Annotated in this window: 14 protein-coding genes and 5 tRNA genes; 9 read left to right on the forward strand and 10 right to left on the reverse strand. The window is 71.0% G+C overall.

Annotation, left to right across the window (positions count from 1 at the left end; translation table 11 throughout):
• Positions 1 to 62: 62 nt before the first annotated feature.
• The 5 genes from LY625_RS07645 to LY625_RS07665 all read right to left on the reverse strand — a co-directional run bounded on the left by LY625_RS07645 (position 63) and on the right by LY625_RS07665 (position 661).
• Positions 63 to 149: transfer RNA gene (locus LY625_RS07645), tRNA-Leu, on the reverse strand.
• A gap of 99 nt (positions 150 to 248) precedes the next feature.
• Positions 249 to 324 (reverse strand) — tRNA-Lys (locus LY625_RS07650).
• A gap of 59 nt (positions 325 to 383) precedes the next feature.
• A tRNA-His gene (locus tag LY625_RS07655) sits at positions 384 to 460 on the reverse strand.
• Positions 461 to 486: 26 nt separating this feature from the next.
• Positions 487 to 563 (reverse strand) — tRNA-Arg (locus LY625_RS07660).
• A gap of 21 nt (positions 564 to 584) precedes the next feature.
• A tRNA-Pro gene (locus tag LY625_RS07665) sits at positions 585 to 661 on the reverse strand.
• Positions 662 to 864: 203 nt separating this feature from the next.
• Here LY625_RS07665 and LY625_RS07670 point away from each other — a divergent pair.
• Positions 865 to 1623, forward strand: a complete 759-nt coding sequence (locus LY625_RS07670; RefSeq protein WP_233739329.1) for a Bax inhibitor-1/YccA family protein — start codon at positions 865 to 867, stop codon at positions 1621 to 1623.
• Here LY625_RS07670 and LY625_RS07675 read toward each other — a convergent pair.
• The 3 genes from LY625_RS07675 to grxC all read right to left on the reverse strand — a co-directional run bounded on the left by LY625_RS07675 (position 1608) and on the right by grxC (position 4512).
• Positions 1608 to 2975, reverse strand: coding sequence for a Na+/H+ antiporter NhaC family protein (locus LY625_RS07675; protein WP_233739331.1), 1368 nt, complete (start codon positions 2973 to 2975; stop codon positions 1608 to 1610). The genes LY625_RS07670 and LY625_RS07675 overlap by 16 nt on opposite strands.
• A gap of 141 nt (positions 2976 to 3116) precedes the next feature.
• The gene (locus tag LY625_RS07680) at positions 3117 to 4124 is read right to left on the reverse strand and encodes an isocitrate dehydrogenase (RefSeq protein WP_233739333.1); all 1008 of its coding nucleotides are present in this window, start codon (positions 4122 to 4124) and stop codon (positions 3117 to 3119) included.
• Positions 4125 to 4236: 112 nt separating this feature from the next.
• Positions 4237 to 4512 (reverse strand): glutaredoxin 3, encoded by a 276-nt coding sequence (gene grxC, locus LY625_RS07685; RefSeq protein ID WP_233739335.1) that lies wholly within the window; start codon positions 4510 to 4512, stop codon positions 4237 to 4239.
• A 166-nt stretch (positions 4513 to 4678) separates the two neighbouring features.
• Here grxC and LY625_RS07690 point away from each other — a divergent pair, with 166 nt between their 5' ends.
• From LY625_RS07690 to LY625_RS07710, 5 genes are all read left to right on the forward strand, one after another.
• Positions 4679 to 6226: a M48 family metalloprotease gene (locus tag LY625_RS07690; protein WP_233739567.1), complete on the forward strand. Its 1548-nt coding sequence runs from the start codon at positions 4679 to 4681 to the stop codon at positions 6224 to 6226.
• A gap of 69 nt (positions 6227 to 6295) precedes the next feature.
• Positions 6296 to 7003, forward strand: a complete 708-nt coding sequence (gene phoB / locus LY625_RS07695) for a phosphate regulon transcriptional regulator PhoB (RefSeq protein WP_233739337.1) — start codon at positions 6296 to 6298, stop codon at positions 7001 to 7003.
• A 28-nt stretch (positions 7004 to 7031) separates the two neighbouring features.
• Positions 7032 to 8357 carry a phosphate regulon sensor histidine kinase PhoR gene (gene phoR / locus LY625_RS07700; RefSeq protein WP_233739339.1) on the forward strand — a complete coding sequence of 442 codons (1326 nt, stop codon included), beginning with the start codon at positions 7032 to 7034 and terminating at the stop codon, positions 8355 to 8357.
• Positions 8358 to 8424: 67 nt separating this feature from the next.
• Entirely contained in the window at positions 8425 to 10506 is a 2082-nt protein-coding gene (gene ppk1 / locus LY625_RS07705; RefSeq protein WP_233739568.1) for a polyphosphate kinase 1, read from the forward strand.
• A gap of 14 nt (positions 10507 to 10520) precedes the next feature.
• Positions 10521 to 12050 carry a Ppx/GppA phosphatase family protein gene (locus LY625_RS07710; protein WP_233739569.1) on the forward strand — a complete coding sequence of 510 codons (1530 nt, stop codon included), beginning with the start codon at positions 10521 to 10523 and terminating at the stop codon, positions 12048 to 12050.
• Positions 12051 to 12110: 60 nt separating this feature from the next.
• Here LY625_RS07710 and mdoH read toward each other — a convergent pair whose 3' ends face one another.
• Complete coding sequence (gene mdoH, locus LY625_RS07715; protein ID WP_233739341.1) at positions 12111 to 14087, reverse strand: glucans biosynthesis glucosyltransferase MdoH; 1977 nt, start codon at positions 14085 to 14087, stop codon at positions 12111 to 12113.
• Positions 14075 to 15604 carry a glucan biosynthesis protein G gene (locus LY625_RS07720; RefSeq protein WP_233739343.1) on the reverse strand — a complete coding sequence of 510 codons (1530 nt, stop codon included), beginning with the start codon at positions 15602 to 15604 and terminating at the stop codon, positions 14075 to 14077. Before LY625_RS07720 ends, mdoH begins: the two co-directional genes overlap by 13 nt.
• Positions 15605 to 15752: 148 nt before the next feature.
• Between LY625_RS07720 and rlmJ the strand changes: the two genes are divergently transcribed.
• The 3 genes from rlmJ to mfd are packed head-to-tail and all read left to right on the forward strand — an operon-like array spanning position 15753 to position 20790.
• Positions 15753 to 16610 (forward strand): 23S rRNA (adenine(2030)-N(6))-methyltransferase RlmJ, encoded by an 858-nt coding sequence (rlmJ, locus tag LY625_RS07725; RefSeq protein ID WP_233739350.1) that lies wholly within the window; start codon positions 15753 to 15755, stop codon positions 16608 to 16610.
• A gap of 60 nt (positions 16611 to 16670) precedes the next feature.
• Positions 16671 to 17255, forward strand: a complete 585-nt coding sequence (locus LY625_RS07730) for a GNAT family N-acetyltransferase (RefSeq protein ID WP_233739352.1) — start codon at positions 16671 to 16673, stop codon at positions 17253 to 17255.
• Positions 17256 to 17283: 28 nt separating this feature from the next.
• Positions 17284 to 20790: a transcription-repair coupling factor gene (gene mfd / locus LY625_RS07735; RefSeq protein WP_233739354.1), complete on the forward strand. Its 3507-nt coding sequence runs from the start codon at positions 17284 to 17286 to the stop codon at positions 20788 to 20790.
• Positions 20791 to 20839 lie beyond the last annotated feature (49 nt).

A 20839-nucleotide genomic window follows, 5' to 3' on the forward strand; every position in this document is an offset into this window, starting at 1 on the left:
GGCGCAATCGGGGCAGCGCCGCCAGAGCCGCGGCGGCACGGCGCGGGCGCGCCCCAGGCGGATGGTGCGAAAGGGGGGACTCGAACCCCCACGAGGTCACCCTCACCGGCACCTAAAGCCGGGGCGTCTACCAGTTCCGCCACTTTCGCGCGATGGCCGTGCGCAGGCGTGATTCTAGGCCGGCCGTGCCCGTGCCGCCACGTGCGGCAAGAAAAAGGCCCCTGACAACCTGTCAGGGGCCTTCGGTTTGGTGGGCCGTCAAGGATTCGAACCTTGGACCAATTGATTAAGAGTCAACTGCTCTACCAACTGAGCTAACGGCCCGGGCTGCAAATTGTAACAGGCACCCCGCCCTGGGAAGCAATACCTGCGCTGAAGAAAAATGGGGTGGATGAGGGGATTCGAACCCCCGACCACTGGAATCACAATCCAGTACTCTAACCAACTGAGCTACATCCACCACGGGTGTCGCATTCTCGCATGGACTGGCGCGCCCGGCAGGACTCGAACCTGCAACCACCGGCTTAGAAGGCCGGTGCTCTATCCGGTTGAGCTACGGGCGCCTGTGTCTGCGACCTGCCGGATGGTCGGGGCAGAGGGATTCGAACCCCCGACCCTCTGGTCCCAAACCAGATGCGCTACCAGACTGCGCTATGCCCCGATCCGGGCTTCCGTTGCGCGCCAGCGCCGCGAAAGACCGGTAATTCTGCGCACCGCGCCGGCGCCTGTCAATCACTCTGGGCGGCGGCGGGCCGCCCCGCCCGCCGGCGCCCACCGTGTATGCTCCGGGCGCGCCCCGCAGGGGCGGCACGGTCCGCCGCGGCGGGCCCCACCCAGACCCAACCAGACCCACAGGGGAAATGCATGATCCGCAGCGGCAACCCGGCTCTGAAGGAGTCCACCTTCCTCGACCCCGGCAGCGGCGCCATCGTGCGCGGCGACCAGGGCACCATGACCCTCAACGGCACCGTCAACAAGACCGGCATGTTGTTGCTGATGGCGGTGGCCACTGCCACGTTCGCCTGGAGCCAGGTCTCGACCCCGGCCGGCATCGTCGGTGCCGCGCCGTACATGTGGGGCGGCGCGATCGGCGGACTGGTGCTGGCGCTGGTGACGGTGTTCAAGAAGGAATGGGCCCCGGTCACCGCCCCGATGTACGCGCTGGTGGAGGGCCTGTTCCTGGGCGCTGTCTCGGCGATGTTCAACCACCTGTACGAAGGCATCGTGATGCAAGCGGTGCTGCTGACCTTCGGCACCCTGTTCGCGCTGCTGTTCGCCTACCGCAGCGGGCTGATCCGGGCCACGGAGAACTTCAAGCTCGGGGTCGCCGCGGCGACCGGCGGGATCATGCTGGTGTACCTGGCCTCGATCGTGCTCGGGCTGTTCGGCATCGACATCCCGATGATCCACGAGAGCGGCCTCGTCGGGATCGGCTTCAGCCTGGTCGTGGTGGTGATCGCCGCCCTGAACCTGGTGCTGGACTTCGACTTCATCGAAAGCGGCGTCGAGCAGGGCGCACCCAGGTACATGGAGTGGTACGGCGCCTTCGGGCTGATGGTCACGCTGGTGTGGCTGTACGTGGAGTTCCTGCGCCTGCTGGCCAAGCTTCAGTCACGCGACTGAGCCGCGTTCTGCGCGGGCGGTGGGGCCACGCTCCGGCGCGGCCAGGCAATCGCCACCGCCGCCGCGGCCGCCAGCGCCCAGCAGTACCAGACCTTGCCGACGATCAGCAGTGGCGAGATGCCGGCCAGCGAGCCGGCCAGCAGGATCTGCGCACCGTAGGGCAGCACGCCCTGGGCGACGCAGGCCGACACGTCGAGAACGGCGGCCGCGCGACGCGGCGTGATGTCGTGCCGGGCCGCGATGTCGCGGGCCAGCTCGCCGCTGACCAGGATCGCCACGGTGTTGTTGGCGGTCAGCACGTCGCTGCCGGCGGCCAGCGCGGCAATACTGGCCTCGCCCATCCGCCGGCTGCGGCCGCCGCGGGCCAGCCGGGCAATCGCGCGTGACATCCACTCCAGTCCGCCGGCGGCCCGGGTCATTGCCGCCAGGCCGCCGATCAGGATCGACAGCAGGGTGATCTCGACCATCGACTCGAAGCCGGCGTAGATATCGCTGCCGAAGCTCACCGGGTCGTAGCTGCCGGGCGCGAAGGCGCCCATCACCCCCGCGACGACCAGGCCGATGGCCAGCACCACGACCACGTTGACCCCGGCCAGGGCGAGCGCCAGCACCAGCACGTAGGGCGCCACCAGCCACGCCGGCGCGGCCTCCGGCGCCTGCACCGGCGCCTGCACCGGCGCCACTTCCCCGGCCCAGGCCAGCAGCAGCGCGGTCGCCAGCGCCGCGGGCACGGCGAGCTTGAGGTTCTCGCGGAACTTGTCGTTCATCCGCGCCCCCTGGGTGCGGGTGGCGGCGATGGTGGTGTCGGAGATGATCGAGAGGTTGTCGCCGAACATCGCCCCGCCGACCACCGCGCCCAGCACCAGGGCCATGTCCAGCCCGGCGGCGTCGGCGATCCCGACCGCCACCGGCACCACCGCCGCGATGGTGCCCATGGAGGTGCCGATCGCCAGCGACACGAAGCCGGCGACCAGGAACAGCGCCGGCAGGATCAGCTCCGGCGGCAATGCCCCAAGCCCCAGCGCGACCACCGCATCCACCGCGCCAATGGCACGCGAGACATTGGCGAAGGCGCCGGCAAGCAGGAACACCAGCACCATCAGCATCACGTTCGGCTGCCCCATCCCCTCCAGCAGGGTGTCCAGCGCACGGCCGCCGCGCCGCCACAGCAGCCAGGCCCCCAGGGCGAGCGCGGGCAGTGCCGCGACCGGCGCCTGCAACCGGTAGAAGCCCATCTCCTCACCCTGCAGGGTGAAGTACAGCCCGACGCCGAAGAACAACGACAGGAACAGCAGCAGCGGCGTGAGCGCCAGCGCACTGGGGGACGGCCGCTCGGGCATGGATTGCTTCATCGCTTCATGCGGATGGAAGAGGCGTGCGAGTGTGCCCGGGACTGCCCGGCCTGTCGAGGCCACGGCCGGGACACAAACGACGACGGGGCGCCGATGGGCGCCCCGTCGTTGCCTGCCTGGTTTTTCGCCCGTGCCGGACGGTCAGACCCGGCCGGCGATCGCCTTGGCAAAACCCATGGTGGTGCCGTCGCCGCCGAGGTCGCCGGTCAGGCTGTCGCGGGCCTCGAGGGTGGCGACGATCGCCGCGCGCAGGCGCTCGGCCTTCTCGCACATGCCCAGGTGGTCGAGCATCTGCGCCGCCCCCAGCAGCAGCGCGCACGGGTTGGCCTTGCCCTGGCCGGCGATGTCCGGCGCGGTGCCATGCACGGCCTCGAAGATCGCCGCATCGGTGCCGATGTTGGCGCCCGGGATCAGCCCCAGGCCGCCGATCAGCCCGGCGCACAGGTCGGAGATGATGTCGCCGAACAGGTTGGTGGTGACGATCACGTCGAACTGTTCGGGCCGCATCACCAGCTGCATGCAGGCGTTGTCGACGATCATTTCCTCGAAGGCGATGTCCGGGTACTGCGCGGCGACCTCGCGCGCGGTCTTGAGGAACAGGCCCGAGGTGGACTTGATGATGTTGGCCTTGTGCACCGCGGTGACCTTCTTGCGGCCGGTGCTGCGGGCCAGTTCGAAGGCGTAGCGCGCGATGCGCTCGGAACCGTGGCGGGTGACGCGGATCATCGAGGTCGCGGTTTCGCCGTCCTCGGATACGGTCTGGCCTTCGGCCAGGTACGCACCCTCGGTGTTCTCGCGCACGGTGAGGATGTCCACGCCGCTGGAGAAACGCGATTTGGTGTTGGGGAACGAGACCGCCGGGCGCACGTTGGCGTACAGGTCGAAGCGCTTGCGCAGCTCGACGTTGATCGAGGAGAAGCCCCCGCCGATCGGGGTGGTCAGCGGGCTCTTGAGCGCCACCCGGTTGCGGCGGATCGAGTCCATCGTGGCCTCCGGCAGCAGCTCGCCGGTCTTCTCCAGCGCGACCACGCCGGCGTCGGCGAACTCGTATTCCAGCCCGGTCTGCAGGGCATCGAGCACGTGCAGGGTGGCGTCCATGATTTCCGGGCCGATGCCGTCGCCGCGGATGACCGTGATGGTTTGCGTCATTGGGGGGATTTTCCAGCTGGTGGGCCAACGCACCGGGGCATACGGTGGCGTGTGTGAGCCGCCGAATTATGCCAGAGCCGCCCCGCCACTGCAGGCGCGACCGGCGCCCGGGCTACTCCCCGCCGTCCAGCAGGGGGGCCAGCCTGCCCGCCCGGTGCAGGGCGATCATGTCGTCGTAGCCGCCCACGTGGGTCTCGCCGACGAAGATCTGCGGCACGCTGGTGCGCCGGGTGCGCTCGACCATCCTGGTGCGCTCGGCCGGATCTTTGTCGATCCGGACCTCGGTCCAGGTGCGTCCCTGGCTCTGCAGGAAATTCTTGGCGGCGACGCAGTACGGGCAGACCGCGGTGGAGTAGATCGTGATCTCCGGTTGCGCTGGTGCGTTCATGGGGTGTTTTCCTCCTGTCGTGAACTCGGGACGCCGGGTGTGGTCGAATGCAGCTGAGATGGGTCCGCCGGCGCGGTTTTCCACCCGCGCCATTGTCCACGCCCGCACGGGCCCCGGATCCGGGAGTCAACGCTTGCACCGCACCTGCCTGCTCACCGCCGCCCTGATGCTCGGACTGGCCGCGCCACTGGCCACCGCCCAGGACCGCCTGCCCGACATCGGCTCCTCGGCCGGGGAACTGCTGACCCCGCACCAGCAGCGCGAGTACGGGCAGATGATGCTGGCCCAGCTGCGCCATTACGACTACGTGCTGGACGATCCGCTGATCGACGAGTGGCTGTCCTCGCTGGGCGGCCGGCTGGGCGCGCACAGCGACACCCCGCGGCAGTCGTTCAACTTCTTCATGCTCAAGGAACGGCAGGTCAATGCCTTCGCCACCCTCGGCGGCTACATCGGGGTGAACTCGGGGCTGGTGCTGGCCGCCGAGCGCGAGGACGAGGTCGCCGGCGTGCTGGCCCACGAGATCGCCCACGTGACCCAGCAGCACGTGCTGCGGGCGGTCGAACGCGCCCAGCGCGACCAGATGCCGATCCTGCTGGCGATGCTGGGCGCGATCGCCGCCGCCCAGGCTGCCGGCGGCAGCTCGGCCGGCGAGGCCACCCAGGCGGTCATGGTGACCGCCATGGGCCTGGCCCAGCAGGCACAGATCAACTACACCCGCTCCAACGAGCACGAGGCCGACCGGGTCGGCATCCGCACCCTGTCGCGCGCCGGCTACGACCCGCACGCAATGGCCGACTTCTTCGTCACCATGCAGGCGCTGTCGCGGGTCAACGCCGCGGGGGCCTACGAGTTCCCCGACTACCTGCGCACCCACCCGGTGACCACCACCCGCATCAGCGAGACCAAGGCACGCGCCGGGCAGATCGGGACCCCGGCCCCGGTGTTCGCCGCCGGACCGATGGGCGGCGGCAACCCGCTGCTGCCGGCGGGCCTGGAGGTGGTCGGCGCGGCGGCAGGCGGGGACGGGACCGGGCGCTTCGGCCACGCCCGCGAACGGCTCCGGGTGCTCACCGCGGAGACCCCGCAGCAGGCGATCCGCGAGTACCGGCAGATGCAGGCCGCCGGCCCGCTCGACGATGCGCAGCGCTATGGCCTGGCCCTGGCGCAGCTGCAATCGAGCCGGCCCGGACAGGCGGTGGCGCTGCTCGGGGAGCTGCTGGAGGAACATCCACGCGACCTGTGGGTGGAACTGGGACTGGCCACCGCCCTCGCCCGCTCGGGCGAGCACGAGGCCGCCGACCGCCATTTCCAGGCCTTGTCGCGCCGTGCCCCGGGCAACCGCGCGGTGGCCCTGGGCTGGGCGGAAGCCCTGACTGCCCGCAACACCGAAGCCGACGGTCGCCGGGCCCAGGCCTTGCTGCGCCCGCTTTCGGCCGGCGGGGCATCGGACCTGGCGTTCCAGCGCGCCTTCGCCCGTGCCAGCGAGGTCGCCGGGGACCCGGTCCGCGCCGGCGAGGCCTGGGCCGAGGCCGCATTCCTCGGCGGCCGGGCCGAGCAGGCGCTGGTGCAGCTCAACACGCTCAAGGCGCGGCCGGAGGTCGACTACTACGCCCGTGAACGGATCGAGGCACGCATCGCCCGCATCACTCCGGTGGTCCTGGAACTGCACCGTCAGGGCATCCGCGACGACGTCCTCGACCGCCGCCGCTGAGCCGCCTGTCATCGCACTGTCACCGGACGGTAGTGTACTGGCACCGCCCTCCCGCCCCGTTGGTGTCGAATGCACAAGCGCATCCTGATCGTCGAGGACGAGCCGGCCATCCGCGACATGGTCGCCTTCGCCCTGCGCAAGGGCGAGTACGAACCGGTCCATGCCGGCGATGCGCAGCAGGCGCAGATCGCCATCGCCGACCGCATCCCCGACCTGATCCTGCTGGACTGGATGCTGCCGGGCACCAGCGGCCTGGAGCTTGCGCGGCGCTGGCGCCGGGAGACGCTGACCCGCGAGATCCCGATCATCATGCTCACCGCCCGTGGCGAGGAGAACGACCGCGTCGCCGGCCTGGAGTCCGGGGTCGACGACTACGTGGTCAAGCCGTTCTCGGCCCGCGAACTGCTGGCCCGGATCCGCGCCGTGCTGCGCCGCTCGCGCGAGGATGACGAGGACGGCAGCGTGAGCATCGGCGCGCTGCGCATCGACGGCGCCGCCCACCGGGTGTTCGCCGGCACCGCCGGGGGCGAGCAGCCGGTGCAGATCGGCCCGACCGAATACCGGCTGCTGCACTTCTTCATGACCCACGCCGACCGGGTGTACTCGCGCTCGCAGCTGCTCGACCACGTCTGGGGCGGCAGCGTGTACGTGGAGGAGCGCACCATCGACGTGCACATCCGCCGCCTGCGCAAGACCCTGGAGCCGTTCGCCCTGGACGGCATGGTGCAGACCGTCCGCGGCGCCGGCTACCGCTTCTCCGGTGCGGTCGACAGCTGAACGCGGCCGCCTGGCCGATACTGCCGCCATGCCCGAGGACATCCACAAGGCCTGGTTGCGCACCGTCGCGGTGCTGGCGCTGCTGCTGGTGTTCGCCGGCCTCGGCGGCGCCGTGCTGGGGCATCCATGGGAAGCGCTCGCGCTTGCCGCGCTGGCAGTGATCGCCTGGCACTACTGGCGGCTGCACCGGATCCTGGCCCGGCTCACCGCGCGCCGGCGGCTGCCGCCACCGGACGGCTCACGCGGCGCCTGGAACGAGCTCGACCGGCTGCTCCACCGCACCCAGGACGAGACCCGCTCGCGCAAGAACCGCCTGCTGGAAATGCTGCGCGCCTACCGCGCCGCGGCGGCCGCACTGCCCGACGCGGTGGTGGTGGTCGAGCGCAACAGCCAGCGGGTGCTGTGGTTCAACGAGATCGGCACCTCGATGCTGGGCCTGCGGTATCCGGAGTCGATCGGCGCGCCGCTGGCCGAATGCCTGCGACCGCTGCCGCTGGCCCGCTGGCTGGCCTCGGGCCGGCATGCCGAGCCACTTGAGGTCGCCTCGCCCGACGGCAGTTCCACCCTCAGCCTGAAGCTGATCCCCTATTCCGACTCGCTGTGGCTGCTGGTCGCCCGCGACATCACCCGGCTGTTGAGCCTGGAGCGGACGCGCAGCGACTTCGTGGCCAACGTCTCCCATGAGCTGCGCACCCCGCTCACGGTGCTGCATGGCTACCTCGACCTGATGGACGACGACGGGCAGCCCGGGCGCCAGCCGATGATCCGCGAGATGCAGCAGCAGTCCCGGCGCATGGCGCAGTTGGTGGAGGACCTGCTGATGCTCTCGCGGCTGGAGTCGGCCGACCAGCTCGCCAACGAGGACCAAGTGCCGATGGCGGCGATGCTCGACACCTTGCGCCGCGAGGCGGTGGCGCTCGGCCACGGCCGTCACCGGATCCGCGTGGAGGACCAGGCGGGGGTCGACCTGTGGGGCAGCGCGCGCGAGCTGCACAGTGCGTTCTCCAACCTGGTCTCCAATGCCGTGCGGCACACCGCGGGCGAGGGCGGGATCACGATCGGGCTGCGCCGCGCCGGGGACGGGGGCGTGCTGCTGGAGGTGGCCGATTCCGGATACGGCATCGCCCCGGCGCACCTGCCGCGGCTGACCGAGCGCTTCTACCGGGTGTCGGCCAGCCGCTCGCGCGAGAGCGGCGGGACCGGCCTGGGCCTGGCGATCGTCAAGCACGCCTTGCACCTGCACCAGGGACGGCTGACCATCGCCAGCGAGGTGGGTGTCGGCAGTACCTTCACCTGCCACTTCGGTCCCGCACGGGTCCGCCCGCGTTCGGCCGATGCCGGCCCGGAGCGTTGATGGAGACGCGACCTTGAGCACGCAATCCGACCCGCCCGCCGGCACCGCGCCCGGTGGACTCGCCCCGGTGGATGCGGGGTTGTACAGCGACGGCAACGACGACCCGCTGCGTGATCCGGCGCTGTACGCCAGCCGTGAGCTGGCCCAGCTGGATTTCAACACCCGCGTGCTGGCCCAGGCCCTGGACCCGCGGGTGCCGTTGCTGGAGCGCCTGCGCTTCCTGTGCATCAGCAGCACCAACCTGGACGAGTTCTTCGAGATCCGCGCCGGCAACCTGCAGCGCGCCCAGGAACTCGGGCGGCCAACGGCGGCCGATGCACTCCCGTACGCGGCGCTGATGGCACGCATCCACGAACGCGCCCGGGAGCTGGTGGACGCGCAGTACCGCTGCTGGCGCGAGGTGCTGCGCCCCGAGCTGAGCCTGGCCGGGGTGCGGGTGTTCGGCCGCGAGCGCTGGAACCCGCGACAGACCCGCTGGCTGCGCGGCTACTTCCGCAGCAAGGTGATGCCGGTCCTGTCCCCGCTCGGCCTGGACCCGGCGCACCCCTTCCCCAGGATCCTCAACAAGTCGCTGAACATCGTGGTGGTCCTGGAAGGCCGTGACGCGTACGGCCGTGAAGGCCAGCACGCGATCGTCCGGGCGCCGCGCTCGCTTGCGCGGATCATCCAGATCCCGGAAAGGGTCAGCGGCGGACCGCACGACTTCGTGTTCCTGTCCTCGCTGCTGTCGACCTTCATCGGCGAGCTGTTCCCCGGGATGGCGGTCCATGGCGCCTACCAGTTCCGGGTCACCCGCAGCGCGGAACTCGAGCTCGACGAGGACGAGGTCGACAACATCGCCCTGGCCCTGCGCGACGAACTGCTCGGCCGTGGTTACCTGCGCCCGTTGCGGCTGGAGATCGCCCGCGACTGCCCCACCCGGATCGTGCGCCACCTGCTGGAGAAGTTCGACCTGGACGAGCAGGCGGTCTACCACATCGATGGACCGGTCAACCTCAACCGGGTGATCAAGGTCCACGACCTGGTCGACCGCCCGGACCTGAAGTTCCCGCCGTTCCAGCCACGCGCCCTGCCGGGCGTGGACTCGATGTTCGAGACCCTCGCCGCCGGCGACGTGCTCCTGCACCACCCGTTCGATGCCTTCGCCCCGGTGCTGGAGCTGCTGCGCCAGGCCGCCGCGGACCCGTCGGTGCTGGCGATCAAGCAGACCCTGTACCGCTCCGGCGAAGGCTCGCAGATCGTAGAGGCACTGATCCAGGCCGCGCGCAACGGCAAGGACGTGACCGCGGTGGTGGAACTGCGCGCACGCTTCGACGAGGAAGCCAACCTGGGCTTCGCCGACCGCATGCAGGAAGCCGGGGTGCAGGTGGTCTACGGCGTGGCCGGGTTCAAGACCCACGCCAAGATGATGCTGGTGGTGCGTCGCGAAGGGCGCAAGCTGCGCCGCTACGCCCACCTGGGCACCGGCAACTACCATGCCGGCACCGCGCGCGCCTACACCGACATCGGCCTGCTGACCGCCCATCCGCAGCTGACCGCCGACGTGCACCAGATCTTCCAGCAGCTCTCCGGGCTGGCCCCGGAACCGCGGCTGCAACAGCTGCTGCAATCCCCCTTCACCCTGCACAGCGGGATCCTGGCCCGGATCGGGCGCGAGGCCGCGCATGCGCGAGCCGGCCGTCCCGGCCGGATCATCGCCAAGATGAACGCACTCAACGAGCCGGGCGTGATCCGGGCCCTCTACGCCGCCTCGCAGGCGGGGGTGTCGATCGACCTGATCGTGCGCGGCGCCTGCACCCTGCGGGCCGGGGTACCCGGAATCAGCGACAACATCCGGGTCCGCTCGATCGTCGGCCGCTTCCTGGAGCACAGCCGCATCTACTGGTTCGGCAACGACGGCGTGCCCGAGCTGTACTGCGCCAGCGCCGACTGGCTGGAGCGCAACCTGCTGCGGCGGGTCGAGGCCTGTTTCCCGATCCTGGATCCGGCCCTGGCCGCCCGGGTATACGAGGAAGGCCTGGCCAACTACCTGGCCGACAACGTGAACGCATGGGAGATGCAGCCCGACGGCAGTTACCGGCAACTCGAGCCCGGCGACCAGCCGCCGCATTCGGCACAGGCCTGGCTGCTGGCGCGGTACGCCGGATGAGCGATCATCCGCCGATGAAGGGCACCCTGCCGGGAACGGCCACGCCGCTGCAGGATGGCGAGCTGCTGGCGGCCGTCGACCTGGGCTCCAACAGTTTCCACATGGTGGTCGCGCAGTCGCTGCTCGGCCAGCTGCGGGTGGTCGACCGCCTGCGCGAGACGGTGCGGCTGGGCGAAGGCCTGGACGCGCGTGGCAGCCTGAGCCGGGAGGCGCGCACGCGGGCCTTCGACTGCCTGTCCCGCTTCGGCCAGCGCATCCGCGACATCCCCCCGCACCGGGTCCGTGCACTGGCGACCAACACCGTGCGCCGGCTGGCCGCTCCCCAGGCCTTCCTGATGCCGGCGGAAAGTGCCCTGGGCCACGCCATCGAAGTCGTTTCCGGGCGCGAGGAGGCCCGCCTGGTCTACCTGGGGGTCGCCCATGCGCAGCCGCCCGCACCGGGCAAGCTGCGGCTGGTAATCGACATCGGCGGCGGCTCGACCGAGTTCATCATCGGCAGCGGGCTGGATGCGATCGAGCGCGAGAGCCTGCAGCTGGGTTCGATCGCCACCACCCGCCGGTTCTTCGCCGACGGCCGGCTCGACCGCAGGCGCTGGGACGAGGCGCTCACCGAGGTGCTGGCCGAGTTCCAGCAGTTCGCCGGCAACTACCGCGCGCTGGGCTGGGACGACGCGATCGGTTCGTCGGGCACCAACAAGGCGATCGGCGCGATCTGTGCCGAGCTGGGGCTGACCAAGGGCGCGATCACCGCCGCGGCCTTGCCGCAGGTACGCGATGCGATGCTGGCCGCGCGCCGCATCGAGGCGATCGACCTGCCCGGCCTGGGCAGCGAGCGCCGGCCGATCATCGCCGGCGGGCTGCTGGTGCTGGAAGCCGCGTTCCAGGCCCTGGGCCTGGAGCGGCTGATGACCAGCAAGGCGGCCATGCGCGAGGGCGTGCTGTACGACATGGTCGGGCGCGGTGGCGCGGACGACCCGCGCGGTGCCGCGGTGGATGCGCTGATGAGCCGCTACGGCATCGACCGCGACCAGGCACGCCGGGTGGAGGCGACCGCGCTGCGCCTGTTCGACCAGCTGTCCGGCGCCTGGGGCATGGACCACGACGACCGGCTGCTGCTGGCCCGCGCGGCCCGGCTGCATGAGGTCGGACTGACCATCGCCCACAGCCAGTATCACATCCACGGCGCCTACGTGGTCGAGCACTCCGACATCGCCGGATTCTCGCGCCAGCAGCAGCAGTTCCTGGCCGCGCTGGTACGGACCCAGCGGCGCAAGATCCCCAGGCACGCCTTCGACGCCCTGCCCGACCGGCTGCTGCCGGCCGCCCGGCACAACGCGGCGCTGCTGCGGCTGGCCGTGCTGATCCACCGCGGCCACGAGGCCGACCCGGTGCCGCGGCTGGTGGCCCGTGCGGACGGTCCCAGGCTGCAGATCACCTTCGATCGCCACTGGCTGGAGGCGCGGCCGCTGCTGCGCGCCGACCTCGAGGGCGAACCGGCCGCGATGGCCGCGCTGGGGGTCGAGCTGCACGTCGCGGTGGATTGATCCCCACCGGGTTCAACGGTCCGGCGCAATACGCCGCCAGCGGCTATTGCGCCGGATGCCTCAATCCCGCGCGTACGCCGGCTCGCCGGATGCGGCGTCGACCACCTCCACCTCGTCGGGCAGGCGCTCCGGCGCATGGCCGGCCAGGCCTGCCCGCAGCTGCTGCGCCCGTACCAGCACCGGCGGTGGCGCGCTTTCCTCGGCGGTGCGGAACAGCCCCACCCGGCGCAGCCAGGCCGACGGCCCCGGCGCGGTGGTCAGCGCGACCAGCGGAATCGACAGCACCATGCCGGCCAGCACCGGCGACATCCACAGCGCCAACGGCGGGGACAACATCCACGCACACACCGCGCCCACCATGCCGCAGGCGGTCACGCCGGCGTAGCGCCGGGCCAGCACCCGCCATGGCAGGGTCCCGTCGTCGCGGCGCTGGCTCTCCCAGCCCGAGTCCCGCCCGGCCAGCACTTCGGCCACGCCGCGCGACTGCACGTACATCGTGATCGGCGCCATCAGCGTGGTCAGCGCGGTTTCCAGCAGCATGCTGGCGAGCATCCGCAGTGCCCCGCCGCAACGGCGCCGTGCCCACGGATCGAAGAAGGCCAGGATGAAGCCCAGCAGCTTGGGCCCCAGCAGCAGCACCACGGTCAGCCCGAACACCCACAGGAAACGCTCGGCACCGCCCGGGCCGTCCCACTGGCCGGGCGCGAACGCGCCGCCGGTGGTGGTCAGCAGCAGGCCGATGGCGATCAGCATCGCCCACAGCGGCGCGGTCAGGTAATGGCCGATCCCGGTGAGCATGTGCCAGCGTCCGACCCAGTGCAGCCCGCGGGCGGGCAGCACCCCGGCGTGCTGCAGGTTGCCCTGGCACCAGCGACGGTCGCGGATCAGCATGTCGGTCAGCGAAGGCGGCCCTTCCTCGAAGCTGCCGCCCAGGTTGGGCACCAGGTGCACCGCCCAGCCGCCGCGGCGCAGCAGCGCGGCCTCGACGAAGTCATGGCTGAGCACGTCGCCACCGAACGGGCCCGGCCCGCGCAGCTTCGGCAACCCGGTGCAGGCGGCGAAGGCGGCCGTGCGCACCATCGCGTTGTGGCCCCAGTAATTGCCTTCGGTGCCGTGCCACCACGCATTGCCCACCGCCAGCACCGGTCCGTACACGCGGCCGGCGAACTGCTGCATGCGGGCGAACGCGGTGTTGCCGTTGACCACGGTGGGCAGGGTCTGGATCAGCGCCACCCGCGGATGCCGCTCCATCGCCCGCGCCAGGCGCACCAGGCACTTGCCGGTCATCAGGCTGTCGGCGTCCAGGGTCAGCATGTGCGGGTAGGCGCCACCGAAGCGGCGCACCCACTCGGCGATGTTGCCGGCCTTGCGCTCGGTATTCTCGCTGCGGTGGCGATAGAACAGCCGGGCATGGCCGCCGGTGCGCTGGCGCAGCGCGTCGAAGGCATCGCGCTCGCGGGCGCGGATCTCCGGCCGGGTGCTGTCGCTGAGCACGAAGAAGTCGAAGTGCTCCAGCCGCCCGGTGGACTGCAGTGATTCGTAGACCGCCTGAAGTCCGGCCATCAGCCGCTCGGGATCCTCGTTATAGGTCGGGGCCAGCAGGGCGGTGCGCCGGGTGAGCCGCGGCAGCGAGGCACCCTCGATCAGGCCCAGGCGTTCCGGGCGGCGGTAACCGTGCACGATCAGGGCAAAGCCGGCGAGCGCACTGGCGAAGCTCTGCGCCACCCAGACGAACAGCGCGGCGAACAGCACCAGCGCCAGGCACTCCGGCATCCCGATGCCACCGGGGCGCAGCGCCCACCACAGCTGGTAGACGGCGTAGCCGGTCAGCGCGGCGGTGCCACCGAACACCCACAGCCGCCGCCAGGCGATGCCACGCGGCGCGCCGGGCAGCACCCGCGGCGCCGGCTCGTGTTCGGCCAGCGAGGCGATGGGCATCTCCAGCGGGGACTCCGCGGGCAGCAGCGGCATGCCCCGCGAGTCGGTCGCGGCCATGTGGTTGTAGGGAGTGGGTACAGCGGGGTTCATCGCGTCCATCGATACAGCCAGGTTTCCGAAAGGGGGGTACCACCCGCGCCGGTCAGTCCGGCACGCAGTTCCACCACGGGCGCCTCGCCCGGGTGCAGTTCAAACGCCAGCCGCCACCCGCTGCCGGGCAACGGGTGCACGGTCGGGTTGGCCAGCCGGCCGGCATCGGCCGTCGCCATGGGCAGCGGCTCGGGCCTGGCATCGACATGGGCGCCGGCCAGGTCGATGACGAACCGGCGGCCGCCGTCGGCCAGCGCACCGGTGGCGGTGCGGGCCACCCGTGCCAGGCCCGGGTTCCAGTCGTGCCGGTCGCACCAGTGCAGGCGATAGTCGAAGCGGTGCTCGCGGCCGGGCTCGAGCGCGGCCTGCGGGCGCCAGAAGGCCACGATGTTGTCCAGGTACTCGTCGGCAGTGGGGATCTCGACCAGGTGCACATGGCCCCGGCCCCAATCGCTGCGCGGCTCGACCCACAGGCTGGGCCGGCGCTCGTAGTGCGCCTCGGCATCGCCGAAGTCGCGGAAATCGCGCTTGCGCTGCATCAGGCCGAAACCACGCGGGCCACGATCGGCGAACGCACTCTCCTGGAGCGTGGCCGGGTTGGCCAGTGGCCGCCACAGCTGCTCGCCGGCACCGTTCAGCAGCGCCAGGCCGTCGGAGTCGTGGACCGCGGTACGGTAGTCATCGAAGCCGCCGCGGTCGCTGGCATCGAACTGGAACATGCTGGTCAGCGGCGCAATGCCGGCCTGCTCCAGCCGTACCCGCGGATACAGCCGTGCCTGTACGTCCATCAGGGTCTGCGCGCCCGGGGTGATCGCGAACCGGAATGCGCCGGCCACCGACGGACTGTCGAGCAATGCGTGCACCACCACTTCGCTGGCCCGCGGCGCCGGCCGCTCGATCCAGAAAGCGGTGAAGCGCGGGAACTCCTCCCCCGCGGGATCGCCGGTGCGCAGCGCCAGTCCGCGCGCGGACAGGCCGTACAGCTGACCGCGCGCCACCGCGCGGAAATAGCTCGCGCCCAGGAAGGTGCACACCTCGTCCAGGTAGTCGGCGCTGTTGAGCGCGGCATGCAGCCGGAAGCCGGCAAACCCGGCCACCGGGTTGTCCGCCGCGCCGGCCGGCACCCGGTTGGCACCGAAATCGAAAAGTTCCGGACGGTAGTCCAGGGTCCGCGCGTGGCCGTCGACGACCTCGTGCATCACCACCGGCTCGCGGAACAGGAAACCGGGATGGAAGAACTGCGCGGTGAAGCCGCGCCCGGCGCCAGCCCACAGTGCGCGCGCCGGATCGAAGCGGACATCGCGCCAGGCGTCATAGTCCATCGCCTCCAGCCAGTCCGGAAGGACCTGCGGGGGTGCCCGCCAGGGGCCGTCGGCCAGCGCCCGCGCCAAGGCCGGAACGGTGCCGGCCCCGAACACGGTGCCCGCCCCCGCCACTGCCCGGCTCGCGCGCGCAACCGCCCGTCCCGCCGGCAGGGCGGCGAGCGGCAGGCACAGGCTGGCGGCGAGCAGGTCGCGACGGTTCATGGGCAAGGGGAAGGACCAGATGGGGCGCGCCACAGGGCGACGCAACCGCGGAATCCTGCGGCAGCGGATGTAAACGCCGCGCGAAGGCGACACCGCACGGTTACCGGAACAGCAGCCCCACTGCCCACCGGCACGCTACGCTTGCGCGATGAACTACCGCCACGCCTTCCATGCCGGCAACCACGCCGATGTCCTCAAGCACATCGTGGTGCTTGCCCTGTGTGACGCACTGCTGGCCAAGCCGGCCGCCCTGTTCGCCCTGGACACCCATGCCGGCCGCGGCCTTTACCGGCTCGACAGCGCCCAGGCACTGCGCACCGGGGAAGCCGACGGCGGGGTCGCGCGCCTGCTGGCGGAGGCCCCGGCGCAACCGGCCATCGGCCGCTACCTCGCCGCCGTGGATGCCTGCCGCCAGGCCAACGGCGCCACCGCCTATCCGGGTTCGCCCTGGTTGCTGGCGCACGTGCTGCGCGAGCAGGACCGCATCGCCGCCTGCGAGCTGCTGCCGACCGAGGCCGAACACCTGAAGGCGCAGTTCGCGGGCGATCCCCGGGTGGTCGTGCACGCCCGCGACGGCTACGCCGCGGTACGCGCCCTGCTTCCCCCGCGCGGCCGGGAAGGCCGGATCAACCGCGGGCTGGTCCTGGTCGATCCGCCCTACGAGGCGCAACTGGAAGAGTTCGACACGCTGCTGGAGACCGCGCGCGATGGCCTGGAACGCTGGCCACAGGCGAGCTGGGCGATCTGGTACCCGGTCAAGCGCCGCCGCGCACTCCACCCGTTCCTGCGCAGGATTCCGGGGCTACCGGCAAAGTCGGCGCTGCTGGTCGAGCTGCTGGTCCGCCCCGACGACTCGCCGCTGCGGATGAACGGCAGCGGGATGCTGCTGCTCAATCCGCCCTGGCAACTCGACAAGGCGCTCGCGCCGGCGTTGCCGGTACTCGCCGAACGCCTCGGCGAAGCCGGCGCCTCATGGCGGCTGGAATGGCTGCGCCCCCCGCCGTGACGGGAATGCAGCGGCGTCGATGAAGGATTCCTTTACATCTGCTGTGCCACCATCGCGCGCATGCCTGTCCGTGAACGCCTTCCTCCCTGGCACGAGCGCCAGCGGCTGCCCAACGGGCGAGAGGTCCTGATCCGACCGATCCGCCCCGAGGACGCCGAGCCGCTGCGTGCCTCCTTTCCCCTGCTGCAGCCGGAGGAGGTGCGCCAGCGCTTCCTGCACTCGATGAAGGCCTTGTCCGAGGACATGCTCGAGCGCCTGACCCGGGTCAATCCGAAGACCGAGTTCGCCCTGGTCGCGGCCGAGCCGCTGCCGCCCGGCGAAGCCCTGGTCGGCGCGGTGGCGCGGGTCACCATGGACCCCGGCGAGGAGCAGGGCGAGTTCGCCATCCTGGTCAGCCATTACGTGGCCGGCCAAGGCTTGGGCCGCTACCTGATGACCCGGCTGGTGAAGTGGGCGCGGGGCAAGAAGCTCAAGCGGCTGTATGGCGACGTGCTCGAGCACAACCAGCCGATGCTGGCACTGGCCGAATCGCTGGGCTTCGTGCGCGAATCGATGCAGGACGGGCTGGTGCGCGTGGTGCTCGAGCTTGCCCCGGAGCAGGACTCCGGGACCGCCACGGCCGTGGACCGCGGAGCGATCGGCTAACATCGGCGCTCTTTTTCCGCGCCATTCCATGCAACTCCCCATTCCCGTCCCGCCGCTGCCGCGGGCCGCACAGCAGCGTGCCTGGTGGCGCGCGCCGGCCTCGGTCACCGCCCTCGCCCTGCATGTCGCCTCCGCCGCCGCGGCGCACCCCGGGCCACTGCTGGCGATCACCCGCGACAACCACGCCGCACGCCGGCTGGAAGACGACCTGCGCACCCTGCTGGGGCCGCAGGCCGCCGCCGGCGGCGAGGTCCCGGTGCTCGCGTTCCCCGACTGGGAAACCCTGCCCTACGACCGCTTCAGCCCGCATCCGGAGATCGTCAGCCAGCGGCTGGCGGCCCTGCACCGGATGCCGTCGATCGGCCACGGCATCGTGGTGGTGCCAGTGCAGACCCTGCTGCAACGGCTGGCGCCCACCCGCCACGTCGTCGGCGGCGCCTTCGACGTGCGCGTGGGCCAGCGGCTGGACCTGGACGCGGAAAAGCGCCGGCTGGAATCGGCCGGCTACCGGAACGTGCCGCAGGTACTCGACCCCGGCGATTTCGCGGTCCGCGGCGGCCTGCTCGATGTCTACCCGATGGGCGCCGACCAGCCGTTCCGGGTCGAGCTGCTGGACGAGGAAATCGACACCATCCGCGGCTTCGACCCGGAAACCCAGCGCTCGATGGAGCGGATCGACTCCGTCCACCTGCTCCCCGGCCGCGAGTTGCCGCTGGAGGAGGAGGCCCTCGCCCGCGTCCTGGCCACCCTGCGCGAGCGCTTCGATTTCGACACTCGCCGCAGCGCGCTGTACCAGGACCTGAAGTCCGGGCTCGCCCCGGGCGGCATCGAGTACTACCTGCCCCTGTTCTTCAGGGAAACCGCGACGCTGTTCGACTACCTCGCCGACAGCGCGCTGCCGGTCGTCGGCGAAGGGGCGCTGGAGGCGGCCGAGGCCTTCTGGCGCCACACCGGCGAGCGTTACGAGCAGCGCCGCCACGACCTGGAGCGTCCCCTGCTGCCGCCCGGCGAGCTCTACCTCTCGCCGGACCAGCTGCGCGAGCGCCTCAACCTTGGTGCGCGGGTGGAGATCTGCGGCGAGGACCACCCGCAGCGCGGGCGCGCGCACGAACTGGGCAGCCAGCCGGCGCCGGAGCTGCCGCTGGCCGCCCGCGACCAGGTGCCGGCGGGCGCGCTGAAGAGCTTCCTGGGAAGCTATCCGGGCGGGGTGCTGGTTGCCGCCGATTCGCCGGGCCGGCGCGAGGCCCTGCTGGAGATACTGCACGCCGCCGGGGTGCAGCCCGAGGTGCTGCCGGACTTCAGCGCGTTCCTCCGGAAGGCGCCCTCGTCCGCCCCTTCGGGAGAAGGGAGGTTCTTCGTCGCCGTGGCGCCGCTGGAGGACGGCTTCGCCTTCGATTCGCCGCAGTTCACCGTACTCACCGAGCGCCAGTTGTTCCCGGAGCGCGCCGGCCAGCCGCGGCGGCGCAAGCGGGCCGGGCGCGAGCCCGAGGCGATCATCCGTGACCTGGGCGAGTTGTCCGAGGGCGCGCCGATCGTCCACGAGGACCATGGCGTCGGCCGCTACCGCGGGCTGGTGACCCTGGAAGCCGGTGGCGAGAAGAACGAATACCTGGAGATCGAGTACGCCAAGGGCGACCGGCTGTACGTGCCGGTCAGCCAGCTGCACCTGATCAACCGCTATTCCGGCGCCTCGGCGGAGACCGCACCGCTGCACAGCCTGGGCGGCGAGCAGTGGACGAAGGCCAGGCACAAGGCCGCCGAGAAGGTCCACGACGTCGCCGCCGAGTTGCTGGAAATCCAGGCCAAGCGCCAGGCCCGCGCCGGGCTGGCGATCGATGTCGACCGCGCCGCCTACGAGCCGTTCGCCGCCGCCTTCCCGTTCGAGGAAACCCCCGACCAGCACGCCGCCATCGAGGCGGTGCTGCGCGACCTGCAGTCCAGCCAGCCGATGGACCGGGTGGTCTGCGGCGACGTCGGCTTCGGCAAGACCGAAGTCGCCGTGCGCGCGGCCTTCGCCACCGCGATGGCCGGCAAGCAGGTCGCCCTGCTGGTGCCGACCACACTGCTGGCCGAGCAGCACTACCGCAACTTCCACGACCGCTTCGCCGACTGGCCGATCCGGGTCGAGGTGCTCTCGCGCTTCAAATCGACCAAGGAGATCAAGGCCGAGCTGGAGAAGGTGGCCGAGGGCACCATCGACGTCATCGTCGGCACCCACCGGCTGCTGCAGAAGGACGTGCGGTTCAAGGACCTGGGGCTGGTGATCGTCGACGAGGAGCAGCGTTTCGGCGTGCGCCAGAAGGAGGCGCTCAAGGCGCTGCGCGCCAACGTCCACCTGCTGACCCTGACCGCCACCCCGATCCCGCGCACGCTCAACATGGCCATGGCCGGGCTGCGCGACCTGTCGATCATCGCCACCGCGCCCGAGCACCGGCTGGCGGTGCAGACCTTCGTGGTGCCCTGGGACGACGCCCAGCTGCGCGAGGCTTTCGAGCGCGAGCTGGCCCGCGGCGGCCAGGTCTATTTCCTGCACAACGACGTGGAATCGATCGGCCGGATGCAGCGCGAACTGCAGGCGCTGGTGCCCGAGGCGCGCATCGGCATCGCCCACGGGCAGATGCCCGAGCGCGAGCTGGAGCGGGTGATGCTCGACTTCCACAAGCAGCGCTTCAACGTGCTGCTGTCGACCACGATCATCGAATCGGGCATCGACATCCCCAACGCCAACACCATCATCATCAACCGCGCCGACCGCTTCGGCCTGGCCCAGCTGCACCAGCTGCGCGGGCGCGTCGGCCGCAGCCACCACCGCGCCTACGCCTACCTGGTGGTGCCCGACAGCAAGTCGATCACCAGCGATGCGAAGAAACGCCTGGACGCGATCGCCTCGATGGACGAGCTCGGCGCCGGTTTCACCCTGGCCACCCACGACCTGGAGATCCGCGGTGCCGGCGAGCTGCTGGGCGAGGACCAGAGCGGGCAGATGACCGAGGTCGGCTTCAGCCTGTACACCGAGCTGCTCGAGCGCGCGGTGCGGTCCATCAGGCAGGGCAAGCTGCCCGATGCCGATGCCGTCGAGGCGCGCGGCACCGAGGTCGACCTGCACGTACCGGCGCTGATCCCGGAAGACTACCTGCCCGACGTGCACACCCGGCTGACGCTGTACAAGCGGATCTCCGGCGCGCGCGACGGCGGGGGGCTGCGCGAGTTGCAGGTGGAGATGATCGACCGCTTCGGCCTGCTGCCCGACCCGGCAAAGAACCTGTTCGCCATCGCCGAGCTCAAGCTGGCGGCGACCGGACTGGGCATCCGCAAACTCGATCTGGGCGCTGCGGGCGGGCGGATCGAGTTCGTCGACAAGCCGGCGGTCGATCCGATGGCGGTGATCCAGCTGATCCAGGGCCAGCCACAGAAGTACCGGATGGACGGACCCGACCGCCTGCGCATCACCCTGGAGCTTCCGGATGCCGCCACGCGGATCGCGGCCGCCCAGGGGCTGCTGCTGGCGCTGCGCCCCGACCCGGCACGGCGCTAGCCCGGACCCGGAAGTTTGTCAACGCAGGGGTTTTCCCTTAGTGTCGGCA

Origin of the sequence: Lysobacter sp. GX 14042 (assembly GCF_021390425.1) — a bacterium.
In the GTDB taxonomy this organism is placed as follows: domain Bacteria; phylum Pseudomonadota; class Gammaproteobacteria; order Xanthomonadales; family Xanthomonadaceae; genus Novilysobacter.

Coding starts and splice junctions, on each gene's coding strand:
- LY625_RS07670 (WP_233739329.1), top strand. CDS start 865: ATGATCCGCAGCGGCAACCCGGCTCTGAAGGAGTCCACCTTCCTCGAC.
- LY625_RS07675 (WP_233739331.1), bottom strand. CDS start 2,975: ATGAAGCAATCCATGCCCGAGCGGCCGTCCCCCAGTGCGCTGGCGCTC.
- LY625_RS07680 (WP_233739333.1), bottom strand. CDS start 4,124: ATGACGCAAACCATCACGGTCATCCGCGGCGACGGCATCGGCCCGGAA.
- grxC (WP_233739335.1), bottom strand. CDS start 4,512: ATGAACGCACCAGCGCAACCGGAGATCACGATCTACTCCACCGCGGTC.
- LY625_RS07690 (WP_233739567.1), top strand. CDS start 4,679: ATGCTCGGACTGGCCGCGCCACTGGCCACCGCCCAGGACCGCCTGCCC.
- phoB (WP_233739337.1), top strand. CDS start 6,296: ATGCACAAGCGCATCCTGATCGTCGAGGACGAGCCGGCCATCCGCGAC.
- phoR (WP_233739339.1), top strand. CDS start 7,032: ATGCCCGAGGACATCCACAAGGCCTGGTTGCGCACCGTCGCGGTGCTG.
- LY625_RS07710 (WP_233739569.1), top strand. CDS start 10,521: ATGAAGGGCACCCTGCCGGGAACGGCCACGCCGCTGCAGGATGGCGAG.
- mdoH (WP_233739341.1), bottom strand. CDS start 14,087: ATGGACGCGATGAACCCCGCTGTACCCACTCCCTACAACCACATGGCC.
- LY625_RS07720 (WP_233739343.1), bottom strand. CDS start 15,604: ATGAACCGTCGCGACCTGCTCGCCGCCAGCCTGTGCCTGCCGCTCGCC.
- rlmJ (WP_233739350.1), top strand. CDS start 15,753: ATGAACTACCGCCACGCCTTCCATGCCGGCAACCACGCCGATGTCCTC.
- LY625_RS07730 (WP_233739352.1), top strand. CDS start 16,671: ATGCCTGTCCGTGAACGCCTTCCTCCCTGGCACGAGCGCCAGCGGCTG.
- mfd (WP_233739354.1), top strand. CDS start 17,284: ATGCAACTCCCCATTCCCGTCCCGCCGCTGCCGCGGGCCGCACAGCAG.